Consider the following 15,511-nt stretch of genomic DNA (forward strand, 5'->3'; position numbering starts at 1 on the left):
GATGTGAGGGCATGGGCGCATGCATCGTGCGCTTCACCGCGGCGATGACGAGCGCACCGCTTCAGCCAGACGCGCCCAGCATGCACCGGTGATGCTGCACCGTCGAGCTTCAGCCCTTCCGCAGTGCCGGGCGGCGTTCGTCCAGATCGAAGCCGTCCCCATCGCTGAGAACGTGCAGCCGCACATCGTGCATCGATAGCGTGCGCTCCGGGCTGGCTTCGGCGATGTTGGAATGCGTTACGCCCGACCCATCGACGATGTAGACCGCGCCCGCGCCGATCACCCGGAAGCAGCAGCCCTCCAGCACGATCGCGGTATTCTCGTCGATGCCGATGCCCAGCACCCGCGGGTTCTGCGCCACCGCGCCGAGCAACCGCCCGATCCGCCCGCGCTCGGCGAAGTGCTGGTCGATGATCACGTCGCGCACCAGCCCCAGCCCGGGCGCCATGTGCAGATCGCCGATGCGGTGCGATTCCGAGCTGGAGCCCTTTACCAGCATCGTTTCGCTCATCACCGAGGCGCCCGCGGACGTCCCCGCCACCACGCCGCCCCGCTGGTGAATGTCGCGCACCATCCGTTCCACCGGCGTGTCGCCGATCTGGCTGGAGATGCGCAGCTGGTCGCCGCCGGTGAAGAAGATGCCGGCGGCGCCTTCGAGCACCGACTGCATTTGCTGCTCCAGCGTGTCGCCGCGCTCGTGCACATACAGCTCGACGAGATGGTCGACGCCCAGCGCACCGAACGCTTTTTGATAGGCGTCGAAATAGCCTTCGGGCTTGTGGCTGGCGACGGTGGCGATCACCAGTTTGCCCTGCTTCACGCGCGCGGCGACTTCCTTAAGGATGGCCTTGTCGCCTTCCTTGTCCTCGTGGCCGCCGATGATGATCAGCGGTCCGCCCCGTTCAGCCATGCAGGATATCCTTCAATTCATCGCGGTGAACGGCAGCACGCGGAGCATCGAGCTCGCTGGAATGCAGTGCCAGCGCGAAGTGATCGCTGTTGTGCGCAATGCCGAAGGCGCCGGATCGGTCCACCACGATCGCGCCCGCCTCGCCGCCGACCCTGCCGAGCCGAGCGATCGCGTGTTCGGCCGCCTCGTGTGCGGTGCCGCCTGTCTCCAAGGCGTGCATCACGTGCGCCGCGAGCATCGTCCGCAGGATCGCTTCGCCGTCGCCCGAAAAGGCGCAGCCGCCCAGCGTATCGTCCGCATAGAGCCCGGCGCCAGGGACGGGAGAGTCGCCGATCCGGCCGGGGTGCTTGCCCGGTAGTCCGCCGGTGGATGTGGCAGCCGCGATCGCGCCCGTGGCGTCGATCGCCACGCAGCCCACCGTATCATGTGCCTTGCTGTTCTCCGAGGCGAGCGTTTCGCGGGACAGCATCGTCTCGGGCTCGACCAGCGCGATGCCGTGCGCCGCCGCGAACCGCTCCGCGCCTTCGCCGGCGAGCAGCACGGGCTGGTCCGGCAGCATCGCGCGCGCGACGCCGATCGGATTGCGCACGCGCCGCACCCCCGCGACACCCCCGATCGCGAGGCTGGAACCCTCCATCATCGCGGCGTCCATCTCGACCGTGCCGTCGCTCGTCCGTACGGAGCCGAAGCCCGCGTTGAACACCGGATCGTCCTCCAGCACCCGAACCGCCGCTTCGGCCGCCGCCACCGCGCTGCCGCCGACGCGCAGCACGTCTGCGCCCGCCCTGCCGGCGGCGGCGCAGCCTTTGCGGTTGCGATCATGGAGCGCCGGATCGATGGTCTTGGCGCCACCATGAACGATGATCGCCCACCGGGCTGCTTCAGACATGCAGCGTCTCCCGAACTGTCGCTTCGGGCTCGAAGGCGAGGATTCGATCCCACACCGCCTGGATCGCACTGGGCATGATCACCAGCAGGTCGCCCGGGCGGCCAAGCTGAAGCACCATGTTCACCGCGTCCATCTCGTCGACGATGCGGTGGACCTTCTCCGGCTGCACCCCTGCCTGCATCGCGCCTTCGGACATCAGCCCGTTGGTCTCGCCGCGCGGGCGTCCCCGGCCGTCGGGCGCCTCGCGGAAAACGATCTCGTCGAAAAGAGCGCCGGCGAGCTGGCCCATCTCGACAATGTCGCAGTCGCGCCGGTCACCGGGGATGCTGACCATGCCGATCACGCGGCGGTAGCGCGGGCGCATCTGTTCGATCACTTGCCCCAGCGCGCGCAGGCCTGCGGGGTTGTGCGCGTAATCGAGAATGTAGCGCATCCCGTGTGCGTCATGGATGTTGAGGCGTCCCGGCGAGTCCTCGAACGAGACGCTGAAGGCGTGAAGCCCCTCGCGGATCGCATCCAACGGCACGCGCTGCGCAACGCACATCGCCACCGCGGCGAGCGCATTGGCGATGTTGAATTCGGCGATCCCGCCCAAGGTGGCGGGGATGTCGGCGGCGGGCATCAGTTCAATCCGCTCGCCGTCGCGGTGGATCGCGATGCACCCGCCATAGCTGTCGGGTTCGCGCACCACCGCCATGCCGCCCGCCGCGATGTGGCGACGCAGCTGATCGGAAAGGTCACTGCCGCCAGACAGCGAGAACCACACGATCGTGCCGCGTGCGTGCCGGGCGATGCGGTGGCACATCGGATCGTCGGCATTGAGCACCGAATGTCCACGCCGTGCCACGCTTTCCACCACCACGCCCTTCAGTGCGGCCAGTTCTTCGACGGTGTCGATACCCTTCAGCCCCAGATGATCAGCGGTGACGTTCAGCACCACGCCGACATCGGCGGCGTCATAGCCCAGCCCCTCGCGCAGGATCCCGCCGCGTGCGGTTTCCAGCACCGCCACGTCGACCGCGGCATTGCGCAGCACCGCGCGCGCGCTCTTCGGTCCGCTGGCATCGGCCTCCACCATCAGATGGCCGTTGAAGTAGATGCCGCTGGTAGACGTCATGCCGACATTCTTGCCCGACTGGCACAGGATGCGGGACACCATCCTGGCAGTGGTCGACTTGCCGTTCGTACCGGTGATCGCGAAGATCGGTATGCGGCTGCGCGATCCGCGCGGAAACAGCATGTCGATGACCGGGGTCGCCACGTCGCGCGGGGTGCCGCTCGAGGGCTCCAGATGCATGCGGAAGCCGGGCGCGGCATTCACCTCGACGATCCCGCCACCGGTCTCGCGCACCGGGCGCCGAATGTCCGGCGAGAGAAAGTCGATCCCGCAAACGTCGAGGCCGACGACCGCCGCCGCCTGCTCGGCGATCGCGCGATTGGCGGGGTGAATCACGTCCGTCCGGTCGACTGCGGTACCGCCGGTGGAGAGATTGGCGGTGTCGCGCAGGATCACCTGCTCGCCCGCCATCGGAATGGTCGCGGGGGTGCGGCCGGCCTTTGCCAGCAGCGCCAGCATCGCTTCGTCGATCACGATCCGGGTCAGCACATTCTCGTGCCCCGTGCCGCGGCGCGGATCCTGGTTGAGATCGTCGATCAGCTGCGCGATCGAATGGAAGCCGTCGCCGATCACCTGCGCCGGCACGCGCTCGGCGACGGCGACGACCTTGCCGTTCACTACCAGGATGCGATGATCGTTGCCCGGCACCTGCTGTTCGACGATCACCCGGCGGCTATGTTGCGCGGCCAGTCCGAAGGCGGTGCGCACCGCGTCTTCCTCCATGATGCCGGTGGTGACGCCGCGGCCGTGATTGCCGTCCAGCGGCTTTATCACCACCGGCCATTTCAGCCGCTTCGCCTCCTCCAGCGCTTCTTCCCAGCGCCGAACCACCACGCCGCGAGGCACGGGCAGCCCGGCCTCGGCCAGCAACTGCTTGGTCATTGCCTTGTTGCCCGCGATGTCGACCGCGATCTGCGCGGTATCGCCGGTGATGCTAGCGCGGATGCGCTTCTGGCGGCTGCCATAGCCGAACTGGATCAGGCTCTGCTCGTTGAGCCGCGTGACCGGGATGCCGCGTCGTTCTGCCGCCTCTACTAGCGCACGCGTGGTAGGGCCTAGGGCATTCGCCTTGAGGATCGCCTGCAGCGGAGCGACGATCGCGCGCACGTCCTGTGGGGAATCCAGCGGCGCGGTGCCGAGCAGGCGCAGCCCCTCCACCTTGCGCAGCGGCTGGGGCAGCAGGTCTGCCACGAGCCGGATCGCGGCCAGGCCGGCGGCGAGCCCCAGCGCTTCGTCGCGATAGGCATAGAGGATATTGTACACGCCCGGCCGATCCTTCACCGACCGCGTCTTGCCGCGGGTGACCCGCGAGCCGGCGAGTGTCTGCAGCTCGAGCGCGACATGCTCGATGATGTGGCCCATCCAGGTGCCTTCGCGCAGCCGATCGACGAAGCCGCCCGGACGCTGATAGCTGCAGCCATGGATGCCAAGCCCGGGGAGCAGCGCGAGCAGCGCGTCCGCAAAGCCGAGCAGCCTGTTGCTCGGCCACTGCTCCAGGTCGCGCAGATCCACCTGGATGCGGATCATCGGCCGCGTGCTGTAGAGATGGGGACCGCGATAGACGCTGCGCTCCTGCACCCGCATTCCGTTCGCCGTCGCCGGGCGCGCAAAATCGGCCGGCTGCACCAACGCTGTCATGGTTACCCTCTGGAAGCGGCACCGAGGACCGGTGCCTGAACCCGTAAAACGGCGCAGCCGGCATCCGCGTTCCGCCGTTTGATGCGGATCAACGGTTTGAAACGATGTGGATTATCCGGCGGCATTCGCGCTAGCGGCGCGGGGGCACGCCAAACAGCTTTGAGCGGATGGCCCTAGTTTTTCTCTTGAAGTCGCTCGCGCAATGGTAATTGTCGGCCCTGACGATCCAGGGCTCTGGCGGTAGTGCGGCCAAGATTCCGATGTTCATCACCACGCAGATACACGCCCGGAGCAGGAGACAGCCTGATGATTGCACGGTTCACGGCGCCCGCATTGCTGGCGACCATCATGGCAACGCCCGCGACGGCGCAGGCACCGGCGCGGTTCAGCGACTTCCGCTATGCGGGCCGCGCTGCGGAAACGGTGGCGCTTCGCGCCGGCGAATATCGCAACCCCATTCTTTCCGGCTATTATCCCGATCCATCGGTCACCCGCGTCGGCAGCGACCATTATCTCGTCCTGTCGTCCTTCGCCCATTATCCGGGACTGCCGATCTTTCATTCGAAGGACCTGGTGCACTGGACGCAGATCGCCAACGCAATCGACCGGCCGGGCCAGCTCGATTTCACCGGCATGCGCACGTCGCAGGCGGTGTTCGCACCGGACATCTCCTACCACCAAGGCACCTTCACCATCGTGAACACCTGCGTGAGCTGCAACGGCAATTTCGTCATCACGGCGAAGGACCCGCGCGGCCCCTGGTCCGATCCGATCTGGCTGCCCTTCGAAGGCATCGATCCCTCGATCTACTGGGAAGGGGACAAGGCCTATATCGTCAACAACCGCGCACCCGATGAGCCGCCGCGCTACGATGGCCATCGTGCGATCTGGATCCAGGAGTATGACTGGCGGGCCGGCAAGATGGTGGGTCCCAGCACGCAGCTCATCAACGGCGGCGTCGATATCGCCAAGAAGCCGGTGTGGATCGAAGGGCCGCACATCTTCAAGAAGGACGGGTGGTACTATCTCACCGCCGCCGAGGGCGGGACGAGCGTCAATCATTCGCAGGTGGCGTTTCGCTCGCGCACGCTGCGCGGGCCCTATGTGCCCTTCGCCGGTAATCCGATCCTCACCCAGCGCGACCTAGATCCCGACCGGCCGCATCCGGTGACCTCCACCGGCCACGCCAAGCTGGTGCAGACGCAGAATGGCGATTGGTGGGCGACCTTCCTGGGGGTGCGCCCCTATGCCGACGATTTCTATAATGCCGGCCGCGAGACGTTCCTGCTGCCGGTCACCTGGGTGGATGGCTGGCCGATCATCCTGCCCGCGGGCAAGGCGGTGCCGCTCGTCGCCAAGGCGCCGGCACTTCCCCGACAGCCCAGGCCTGTGCTGCCGACCAGCGGCGACTTCAGCTATGTCGACCGCTTTGCCGGCAACCGGCTGTCGATGCAGTGGATCGGCATCCGCACCCCCAAGACACCCTTCTACAAGGTCGAAGGCGGCGAACTGGTGATCACCAAGGGCGGCCCTTTAGGGGATCTGCAGCAGGTGCCTGGATTTGTCGGTCGTCGCCAGCAGCACGCCAACGCCACCGTCAGCGTCACCGTTCGCTATGCGCCCGTCAAAGACGGCGATCGCGCCGGTCTGGCCGCGGTGCAGAGCGACCAGAACCATCTATTCTTCGGGCTGACCCGCGCCGGCGGCGTTCGGACGCTCGCGCTCTACACGCGCCAAAAAGGTGACGAGCAACTGGTCGCCGCGCGCCCGCTACCCGGCACTGCGCCGGTTACACTGACCCTGCGGATCACCGGCGGCACCATCGCGTTCGATTATGCGAGCGGACAGGCCAAGGGCACGCTGAAGCGCGACCTCGACGCGCGCTTCCTCAGCACGCACGAAGCAGGCGGATTCGTCGGCACCGTGATCGGCCCGATGGCCTGGACGCAGTGATGCGGCAGGTGTCGCGCTGGCGCTCCGCCGGAATCATGACGTGCATATTGTCGCAGCCGGCTTCCCCCAGGATATCAACTCTTGGGACCATGACCCTAGGGCAATGCGCCGGAAGCGTTTGAGGCCCGCCGGTACGTGGGTACCCCTGCTGCAGGCGAGCGGCTGTGGCGGCTCTGCAGGCATTTCTCCTTGTAGATGCGAGCTTGTACCTCGAGCGAATGATCGCATCGCGTTGCAATCGAACATGCGACCGGACCCTTCGTGCCGGCACATCGTTGAGAGCGGCGGTCCCGCCGGAGCAGGCTCGCCCCGGCACGAGTGTCCACACAAGCAGGAGATGCCGCATGGCCGTATTCAACAAGGACATCATCGACCTGGCGACGAAGAACAAGAACTTCCAGAAGGAAGTCTATTATGATGATAATTGCCAGGTGGTGCTGATGAGCATCGAACCCGGCGAGGACATCGGCGAGGAAACGCATGACGCCGATCAGACCACCTTCTTCGTGGCGGGCGAAGGCCAGGCGGTGGTCGACGGGAGCCGTACCAAGGTGACGCCCAACCACATGATCGTCATCCCGAAGGGCGCGAAGCACAACATTATCAACAAGGGCGACGAACCGCTGAAGCTGTTCACCGTCTACTCACCGCCCGCCGAGGAGCAGGGGATCAATCACAAGACCAAGGAAGAAGCCGAGGCCGCTGAAGAGGAATGACGTGACCTCCGCGGCGCGCCTGTCGCGCGCCGCGGCAGGACTGCGTCAACTGTCGTGCCGCTCGGCTTGTGCAAAGGTCACGCAGGGCCAGCGATTTCGCCACCACATCCTGCAGCGCTTCGACGACTGGGCAGCCCCTAGATGTCCGGACGCCTTGGATCCCAATTTCGAGGACAAAGGCATTGCCGAGCATCGCGATCGTTTTGGCGTGCTGGCAGTATGCCGGCGCCTCTCCGCGCAGCCGAGTAGTCATCATGCCTCGCAGAAGAGCCCGCTGAGCCCCCGGGATCGGGAAGATCCTCGGTAGACGGAGTTGCTCCGGCAAGCTTGGAACGACAGCGGCAGGGCATGCCTAGGGCGGCACCCATGGATCTGATCTGGTCCGCAAGCCCTATTCGATGGACGTTCTTTCACGCGCCCTGCGCCAGGCGACGCCGGTGAAATAGGACTGGCCGGCGCCTGCCGCCTCAGCGTGCCAGCGCCACCCGCTGATCGATGCTGCCGAAGAACGCTGCGTCTTCGCCCACGTGCATCCGCACGCGATCGCCTGCGCTGAGGAAGGGGGTGCGGAAGGCGCCGTGTGCGATCTTTTCGATCGCCCTTCGCTCGGAAATGCAGGTCGAGCCGACCGTAGCGTGATCGGCGTTGGAAACGGTGCCCGATCCGATGATGGTGCCCGCCGGCAAGCTGCGGGTCCGCGCCGCATGGGCGATCAGTTCGTGAAAGCCATAGGCCATGGCGTCGCCATTGGGGCTGCCGAACCAGGCGCCGTTCACCGCGACGGTGAGCGGCAGGCAGACGCGACCGTTCTGCCAGGCCTGGCCGAGCGCGTCGGGCGTGACGGCGAAGGGCGCGACGCTGCATGCCGGCTTGGCCTGAATCCAGCCGAAGCCCGTCTTCATCTCGACCGGCGCGATCGTGCGCAGCGACCAGTCGTTGATCAGGACGATCAGCCGGACATGCGCCAGCGCCCGATCGGCCGGGCAGCCCATCGGCACCGGGCCAGTGATGACGCCGAACTCGCCTTCGAAATCGATGCCATCGGCTTCGGACGGGAAGGGCACATCCTCGGTCGGGGAGAGGAACTGATGGCTCAGGCCCTGGTACATCAGCGGCTTGTCGGTTTCGATCGGCGGGAGATCGAAGGCCTGCTGCATCAGTTCGCCGTGTGTCGGGAAGGCGGAGCCATCCAGCCACTGCCAAGTGCGCGGCAGCGGCGCGCGCAGCGTGGCGGGATCGAGCGGGCTGCCTTGGCCTGCCTCCAGCCGCGCGGCCGTGCCCTGCAACGCGGGCAGTGCCGCCTCCCAGTGTTCGAGCGCGCCCAGCAGATGGGGCGCAGCGGCGCCGGCCGGCAGGCAGGTGGCGCCGTCGCGGGAAACCAGGATCAGTTCGCCGTCGGCGGTACCGTTGTCACGGGTGGCAAGTCGCATGGAGAGTTCTTTCCTTGGGATCGGGGTGTCAGCAGGTCGGGAGCACCGCCTCGACCAATTGCCGTACGTCGCGTTCGGCGGTGAAGCCGAGCGCGGCGGCGCGGGGCGTGTGCAGCGGCGGATAGCTGCCGAAGCTGCGGCGCAAGGCCGCATCCTCCGCATGGGTGATCGTCGCCATCGGGAAGCGGCGGACGAGTTCGGCGACCAGATCGCCCATCGCGAAGCGCAGCGCGGGCAGGGTGACGGGGTGCTGCTCGGCGATGTCCGCCAGCAGGGCGGCGACGAGATTGGCGGCACAGGCCGATACCGAGCAGACCCAGCTCGTTGCATCGGGCGCTACCGGCACGGCATAGGCTTGGCCGGCGCGCGCGGCGTGGAAAAGATCGCTCAGAAATGCGGATCCGAACCCGCCGGCCGACGCCGGACGGGCGACGATGCCCGGCAATCGCAGAACGGCGCCACGCAGAGCACCGCGCCGCACCGCATCGCCAAAACCGAGTTCGACCATCCGCTTGTGCGTGCCGTACACGCTGTCGGGGACGGCAACCGTACCATCGTCCACCGGACCGGCGGGTGCCGCTCCGAACACGGCGATCGATCCGGCGAGGATCAGCCGCCGGCCCTGCATCGCTTCGATCAGGCGCAGCGGCACATCGAGGTTGATCGCGCGGGATGCGGCAGGATCGCGCTCGGCAGCGCCGCCGGGCAGCGCGGCCAGGTGAAGAAGCGCGTCGCAATTCCGCACGGCTTGCGCCAGCACAGCCGGATCGGTGAGATCGCCTGTCAGGCGCGTACCGGAGCCTTCTTCCGAAAACGCCCGGTCGACCAGCAGCAGATCGGCGGCGACGCTCGTCTCGCGCAGCCGCCGGACGACCGCCCGGCCGACAAAGCCGTCGGCGCCGGTGATCGTCAGCCGCATCGTCAGCGCTTCAGGCTCGCATCGAATTCGCCGTCGATGAGGATGAAGGCGATGCGGCAATTCCTGTCGGAGCGGTTCGACCAGCCATGGTTGGTGCCGCGCTGGATGACGATGTCGCCGGCACGCACCGTCGTCTCGCCCTCATCCATGATCAGGACGAGCTCGCCTTCGAGGACGATGCCATAGTCGATCGTCTCGGTGCGGTGCATCAGCGCGTGGCGCGAGCCTTCGCCATGCGCCGAGGCACTGCCGGCGCCAACCTCGGCGAAATGCGCCTTCGCCTCTTCCGGCGTCATGTTGCGAATGCCGTCGCCTTCGGGCGGGATGTCGAGCACGCGGATCCGGGTGCCGTTCTTCGGCGGCGCGAGGACGATGCCCTGTTCGGGCGGCTCGCCCGAGGCGGCGTCGATCGGGGCGGGTGTCGCCTGGGTGTTCCACACCTCATGAAACATCGGGCCGATATCGCCGCCGACACGCTGGACGCGCGGCACGGTGCCGTCTTCCTGGATGATCGCGCGGCCCTGGGCATCATGGCCGGTGACGACGCGGCGAACGGGTTTTTCCATGGTCTTGGTCCTTCAAGCGGAGATGGGAGCGGGCGCGCGAGCGCCGGCGAGCAGGGCGGCGACGGCCCCGGCCAGCGCCAGGCCGGTGTAGAGCAGCAGAGTCTGTGCAAGCCCGCCGGTGGCCGGTTCCAGCAAGGTGGTGATGAGCGGCGCGGCGAATTGGCCGAGGAAGAAGGCGCCGGTCCAGGCGCCGGTCCCCGATCCGCGCGCGGCGGCTGGCAGACGGCGCATCACCCAGGCGAGCATGTTCGGGAGCATTACGCCACTGCCGATACAGGCGAGGATGGCGAAGCCGGTGATCGCGGCGAAGCCGGGGGACAAGGCGGTACCGGCATAGCCGATCGCCACCAGCGCCAGCCCCATTGCCAGCAGGCGCGGCCCGGCATGGGCCTTGAGCCGGCCGAAGACGATGCTGCCGATCGCTACGCCGAGGTTGGTGCCGGCCGCGGCGAGGCCGATCAACGCGGGGGAACGGACGCCGCTGCGCTCGATGATCGGGCCTACCTGCACGATGATGGTGTAGAACAGGATGCCGACTGCGATCGTGATCAGCAGGATCGGCAGCATCGTGCCGAGCGGCAGCCGCACCCTGGCGACGGCGCGGGCGGCGCGCTGGACCGGTTCGAACAGCATGGCCGCCACGGCGACCGCGATCGGCAGGGCAATAAGATAGAGCAGAAACGGTCCGCGCGATCCCAGCGCTTCGCCCAGCGCGCCGCCGATCGCCACCAGCGCGATCGCGCTCAGGCTGACCGCCGCCATCTGAATGGAAATCCAGCGTTCGCGACGCGCCCCTTCAAAATAGTCGCCGAGCATCGCGGTCGATACGGTCATGATCGCCGCCTCGGCCAGCCCCAGCACCGCCCGCGCGGCGATGATCGCGGGCAGATCCTTCAGCAGGAACGGCAAGGTACCGACCACGCCGTACACCAGCAGCGACAGCAGCAGCACCGGCTTGCGGCCGAAGCGATCGGAGAGCGCGCCGGCCACCGGCGAAAACAGCGCGATGCACAAAGCCGGTATGGTGAGCGCCACCGGCACCAGCACCGCTGAGCCCGGCACCGCCGCGAATTCGCGGAGCAGCATCGGCAGCACCGGGACCAGTGCGACGATGCCCATGGTGGGCATGATCGCGGTGAGGATCAGCAGGACCGCGTGCCGGGTGGACGCGACCTGCGTTCCTGCCGCCCCGCTCATGCGACCTTGCCGCCCAGCGTTTCGCCGAACCAGTCGGCGATATAGTCGCGACCATAGGACATGTTGTCCGCGCCGACATGCTCAACGCCGCCTTCGCGCGCGGTGAATAGCTTCAGTTCGCGCTTGGGGCTGTTGACCAGCTGTTCGTAGCAGTCGTGCGCATATTGGACGCTGATCTGGCGATCCTCGGCGCCGTGGGTGACGAGGAACGGCACCATCACCCCGCCCATATGGCCGTTGAGGTTCATGTCGGCTGCCTTGGCGAAGAAATCGTCCATGTCCTTGGCGCCAAACGCCCACATCACATGCGCCCAGTAATGTGGCACCGGGTTCTCGCCTTCGCGGTTCAAGCGCTTCTGCTGCACCTCGGCCCAATTATGGTTCGCGCCCCAGCAGGCGCCCGAGGCGAAGCGGGGTTCGTAGGCGACCGCGCGGGGGGCGAAATGGCCGCCGAGCGAGATGCCGGTCATGCCGATCCGCTTGGGATCGGCGTCCGGCTGGCGCTCCAGCCAGTCGACCGCCCTGGAAGCCCAGTTCTCCGCATGCGGATCGACGGGGAGGTTCTGCAGCCGAAGCGCTTCGCCGGAGCCGGGCTGGTCCACGCACAGGGTGGAAATGCCGCGCCGGGCCAGCGCCTCGGGCAGGCGTGACCAGTAGAGCAGTTCCTTGCAGCTATCGAGGCCGTTGCAATAGACGACCACGGGCTTGCGTCCCTCACCGGGCGCGCGGGTGTAGAGCGCGGGCATGGTGCCAGTGGCAAGGGGGATTTCCACTCGCTCGCGATTGATCTGGCCCAGCATCGTCGACTTGTCGAACGTGGCGCGCGCCTTGGCATAGGTTTCCTTGCGGCCGGGGTGGCCATGGCCCTGCATCCGCTCGCCGGTGAACAGATAGAGCGCAGCACGCTCCAGCTTGTTCGAAGCGGAAAAGGCGCGGCCCCTGGCCTCGTCCTCGGCGGCGAGGCCGATCAGCTTGTCGGCCATCGCAACCCACTGCGCCATGAACTGCGGGGTGCCGGCGTCGGCACCGGCCGCAGCCGCGTCCTTGATCGGCTGGCACATGTCGACCAGCTCGCCGATCTGACCGCCGCTCTCCATCGCGATCGCGACCGAGAGGTTCCAGATATAGTTGGGGAAATATTCGAACAATGCCATGGTATCAGGCCTCCACCGCCACGAACAGGCCCGGATTGGGCGCCGGGTGCGGCAGCGTCTGCGGACCGCCGGTGCCGATGCCCCACTGATCCATGATCAGCGGCGCAGGGGTGTAAACCTGATATTGATGCGCGTCGAAATCGACCTCTTCCAGCTCCGACGTATATTCGGCGACGAAGCCGCTGGGCGTCACGAAATAGCTGAACGTATTGTTGCCGGCGGTATGACGGCCGGGGCCCCAACCGATATCAATGCCGTGCAGCTTCAGCCGGTGCGCGCCGCGCATCATGCCGTCGATGCCTTCCATGTCATAGGCGACATGGTTGAGACAGGCCGGCCCCGGCAGCAGCGCAATGCGATGATGCGCCGAGTTGCAGCGCAGGAAGCACATGAAGTCGCCCAGCCAGTCGCTGACCTTGAAGCCCAGCACGTCGGTGAAGAACTGCACCGCCGCCTGATGGTTGGGAGAATGCAGCACGATATGGCTGATCTTCACCGGCACGCCGTCCCAGCGAGCGATGTCCCGGCGTTGGCCGCGCGCGACGTCGCTTGAGATTTCGAACAGCATCCCGTCCGGCGAGAAGAAGCGGAAGCCATAGCCGCCGCCGGGGGTGGTAAGCGGGGCGGGAGTGCGGACGATCTTGCAGCCGGCGGCTTCGGCCTTGACGTGCAGCGCATCGACATCGGCGCGGCTGTCGGCGGCGAGCGCGATCACGTCGATGCGGTTTTCGTCGGCCGGGCGGAGGCGGACGACCTGGTGTTCGTCATGACCCTGGGCCTTGAACCAGGCCATGCCGTCGTTGCTCGGCACGGCCTCGAGCCCCCAGATCTCCTCGTAGAATTTCTTCTCGGCTTGGAAGTCGGTGACGGCATAGCCGACATAGCGGATTTCGGTAACGCGGGTCATAACAATGCTTCCCTGGGGTTCAGATGGGTTGGGCGGTGACGGCGAACATTTCCGCGGTTGCCTTGGCGTTATCGACCGGCGGACCCTTGCCGAGCTGCCCGTGGCAGATCGCCAGGCTCTGGCGGACGATGTAGGCGCAGCGATCAAAGCGCCGGGCGCGATAGGCAGTGAAGGCGTCTTCTGTGGTTTCGGCGCGGGCAAGCTCCTCGGCGAGGACGAGGCTGTCCTCGATTGCCATGCCGGCGCCTTGCCCCAGGTGCGGCGTGGTGGCGTGGACGGCATCGCCGAGCAGTACGACGCGGCCGCGATGCCAGGCGCCCTCGACCAGCATTCCTTCGAGCGGACGATAGACGACGCCGTCGTCATCGGTGATCTGGTCGGCGAGCGCCTGGATCGCGGGGGCGCAGCGTGCCAGCTTGGCGCGCATCGCCGCTGCCAGCCCCTCGCGAGGATAGCGGGGATTATCCGGTTCCGGCGTGGTGACGTACATGTACATCAGGTCCGCGCTGATCGGGACGAAGCCGACGCCGGTGGGTCCGTTATAGACCTGCAGCGCATCGAGATCGGCAAAGCGCGGGAAGTTGTAGCGCCATACCGCCTGGCCGGTGAATTGCGGGCGCTCCGCATCGGGGAACAGCGTCTCGCGCGTTTGCGAATAGACGCCGTCGGCGCCGATCACCAGATCGTAGATGCCGCTGCTGCCGTCCGAGAAGGTGACCGCCACCTGATCGCTATCGGCGACGATCGTCTCGGCGGTGATGCCCAGCCGCACCTCCGCGCCCAGCGCGATGGTGCGATCGCCCAGCACCTTGTGGAGCGCGGGGCGGCCGATGCCGACATTGGCGGGATAGCCTTCGAGCAGCCGCGGCGCGGGCACGCGCGCGACTTTCTGGCCGGCGGGCGTGAAGATCTCCACCGCATCGAAGCCGACGCCGGCGCCAAGATAATCGTCGAGCAGCCCCAGCGCCTTCATCGCGCGCAGCACATTCGCCTGCTGGATGATGCCGACGCCATACACCGACCAAGTGGGATCGCGTTCGATGACGTCGACGGCGAAGCCCTGCTGGCGCAGCGCAATGGCAGCGGTGAGGCCGCCGATGCCGCCGCCGATGACGAGAATGTTGAGGGATTGCATAGCTTAGAACCGTTCCAGATCATGGGCGGGGGTGACCGGCCCGGCGAAGGATTGATGAATGTCGGCAAGGTAGCGATCGACCGCCGCGGGATCGGCGTCGGCGACCACCAGATGGGTGAGAACCACCCGCTTCACGTTCATCGCCTGGGCCATTTCGCCAACCTGCAGCGGCGTGAGGTGATGGCGGGTCAGATGCTCGGCCATCGCCGCACGCTGCCCGGCGGGCATGTCCGGCTGAAGCCGGGCGATCCGCGCCATGGTGGCGGGCACGTCGATCATTTCGCTGACCAGCAGATCCGCGCCGCGACCCAGTTTCTCCACGGCCGGGCTGGGCCCGGTGTCGCCCGTATAGACGATCGAGCGGCCCGGCAGGTCGAAGCGCAGCGACAACGATTGATAGCGGCTGTCCTCGGCGGAGCCGGGCGCAAAGCTGTAATGGGTGTTGCGGGCGGCGCGAACGGTAAAGCCGCCGAGCGTTGCTGTTCCGCCATCGACAAGCTCGGTCACCGTCACCGTCGATGCCGGATCGATCACCGGCGCGCCGGGCAGGCCATAGCCGGCGGCCGCCGCTGGTCGCATCGATGCGACCAGCCCGTCGACCAGCGCCCGGGTGCCCGGTGGGCCATAGATGGCGAGCGGCCCCGGCGCATTGGTCTGGTAGCGCAGCCCCAGCAACGCGGCGAGGCCGCCGGTGTGATCGAAGTGCAGGTGGCTGAGGAATACCGCCTTAACCTGCATGGCCTGAAGGTGTGCCTTGGCGAGCTGCTCTACCGCGCCGTCGCCGACATCGACCAGATACACGTCCCGCCCGAGGACCAGCGCGTTGGCCGGTTGTGCGCGGGTCGGATCAGGCACCGGGCCGCCCATCGTTCCCAGCGTGATCCACGCCGGGGCGTTGGCCTGTTCTGTCCGCGCCGGCGCCGCACCTGCTGCCATCAGCAGCAAGCCGGCGATCAGCGTTGGGCGGAGCGGACGCATTC

Annotated in this window: 14 protein-coding genes; 3 read left to right on the plus strand and 11 right to left on the minus strand. The window is 67.0% G+C overall.

Translation table 11 applies throughout. The features are described 5' to 3' along the window. Nucleotides 1-109: 109 nt before the first annotated feature. From ACNFJ7_RS00225 to cphA, 3 genes are read right to left on the minus strand one after another with little or no spacing between them, the layout of a single operon-like run. Entirely contained in the window at nucleotides 110-910 is an 801-nt protein-coding gene (locus ACNFJ7_RS00225; protein WP_019368665.1) for a cyanophycinase, read from the minus strand. Beyond that, nucleotides 903-1,799, minus strand: a complete 897-nt coding sequence (locus tag ACNFJ7_RS00230) for an isoaspartyl peptidase/L-asparaginase family protein (RefSeq protein ID WP_019368666.1) — start codon at nucleotides 1,797-1,799, stop codon at nucleotides 903-905. The genes ACNFJ7_RS00225 and ACNFJ7_RS00230 overlap by 8 nt, the downstream gene beginning before the upstream one ends. Next, nucleotides 1,792-4,554, minus strand: a complete 2,763-nt coding sequence (cphA, locus tag ACNFJ7_RS00235; RefSeq protein ID WP_019368667.1) for a cyanophycin synthetase — start codon at nucleotides 4,552-4,554, stop codon at nucleotides 1,792-1,794. Before cphA ends, ACNFJ7_RS00230 begins: the two co-directional genes overlap by 8 nt. Before the next feature lie 306 nt (nucleotides 4,555-4,860). Between cphA and ACNFJ7_RS00240 the strand changes: the two genes are divergently transcribed. The 3 genes from ACNFJ7_RS00240 to ACNFJ7_RS00250 all read left to right on the plus strand — a co-directional run bounded on the left by ACNFJ7_RS00240 (nucleotide 4,861) and on the right by ACNFJ7_RS00250 (nucleotide 7,530). Beyond that, a complete protein-coding gene (locus tag ACNFJ7_RS00240; protein WP_019368668.1) occupies nucleotides 4,861-6,507 on the plus strand; it encodes a glycoside hydrolase family 43 protein in 1,647 nt (548 codons plus the stop codon). A gap of 344 nt (nucleotides 6,508-6,851) precedes the next feature. Then, nucleotides 6,852-7,223 (plus strand): cupin domain-containing protein, encoded by a 372-nt coding sequence (locus ACNFJ7_RS00245; protein WP_019368669.1) that lies wholly within the window; start codon nucleotides 6,852-6,854, stop codon nucleotides 7,221-7,223. Between the two features lies 1 nt (nucleotide 7,224). Beyond that, nucleotides 7,225-7,530, plus strand: a complete 306-nt coding sequence (locus tag ACNFJ7_RS00250; RefSeq protein WP_152997932.1) for a hypothetical protein — start codon at nucleotides 7,225-7,227, stop codon at nucleotides 7,528-7,530. A gap of 160 nt (nucleotides 7,531-7,690) precedes the next feature. Here the strand turns inward: ACNFJ7_RS00250 and ACNFJ7_RS00255 are convergent, their stop codons facing one another. From ACNFJ7_RS00255 to ACNFJ7_RS00290, 8 genes are read right to left on the minus strand one after another with little or no spacing between them, the layout of a single operon-like run. Next, complete coding sequence (locus ACNFJ7_RS00255; protein WP_019368670.1) at nucleotides 7,691-8,653, minus strand: fumarylacetoacetate hydrolase family protein; 963 nt, start codon at nucleotides 8,651-8,653, stop codon at nucleotides 7,691-7,693. Between the two features lie 28 nt (nucleotides 8,654-8,681). After that, nucleotides 8,682-9,572, minus strand: coding sequence for an NAD-dependent epimerase/dehydratase family protein (locus ACNFJ7_RS00260; protein WP_019368671.1), 891 nt, complete (start codon nucleotides 9,570-9,572; stop codon nucleotides 8,682-8,684). 2 nt (nucleotides 9,573-9,574) lie between these two features. Further along, nucleotides 9,575-10,138 (minus strand): cupin domain-containing protein, encoded by a 564-nt coding sequence (locus ACNFJ7_RS00265; RefSeq protein ID WP_019368672.1) that lies wholly within the window; start codon nucleotides 10,136-10,138, stop codon nucleotides 9,575-9,577. 12 nt (nucleotides 10,139-10,150) lie between these two features. Continuing rightward, entirely contained in the window at nucleotides 10,151-11,335 is a 1,185-nt protein-coding gene (locus ACNFJ7_RS00270; protein ID WP_019368673.1) for an MFS transporter, read from the minus strand. Continuing rightward, entirely contained in the window at nucleotides 11,332-12,489 is a 1,158-nt protein-coding gene (locus ACNFJ7_RS00275) for an alpha/beta hydrolase family protein (protein ID WP_019368674.1), read from the minus strand. Before ACNFJ7_RS00275 ends, ACNFJ7_RS00270 begins: the two co-directional genes overlap by 4 nt. A 4-nt stretch (nucleotides 12,490-12,493) precedes the next feature. Next, nucleotides 12,494-13,396 carry a VOC family protein gene (locus ACNFJ7_RS00280; protein WP_019368675.1) on the minus strand — a complete coding sequence of 301 codons (903 nt, stop codon included), beginning with the start codon at nucleotides 13,394-13,396 and terminating at the stop codon, nucleotides 12,494-12,496. Between the two features lie 19 nt (nucleotides 13,397-13,415). Then, nucleotides 13,416-14,531 carry an FAD-dependent oxidoreductase gene (locus ACNFJ7_RS00285; protein ID WP_019368676.1) on the minus strand — a complete coding sequence of 372 codons (1,116 nt, stop codon included), beginning with the start codon at nucleotides 14,529-14,531 and terminating at the stop codon, nucleotides 13,416-13,418. 3 nt (nucleotides 14,532-14,534) lie between these two features. Next, complete coding sequence (locus ACNFJ7_RS00290; RefSeq protein WP_019368677.1) at nucleotides 14,535-15,509, minus strand: MBL fold metallo-hydrolase; 975 nt, start codon at nucleotides 15,507-15,509, stop codon at nucleotides 14,535-14,537. Nucleotides 15,510-15,511: the final 2 nt, after the last annotated feature.

Origin of the sequence: Sphingomonas sp. HT-1 (genome assembly GCF_048568905.1) — a bacterium.
Classification (GTDB): Bacteria; Pseudomonadota; Alphaproteobacteria; order Sphingomonadales; family Sphingomonadaceae; genus Sphingomonas.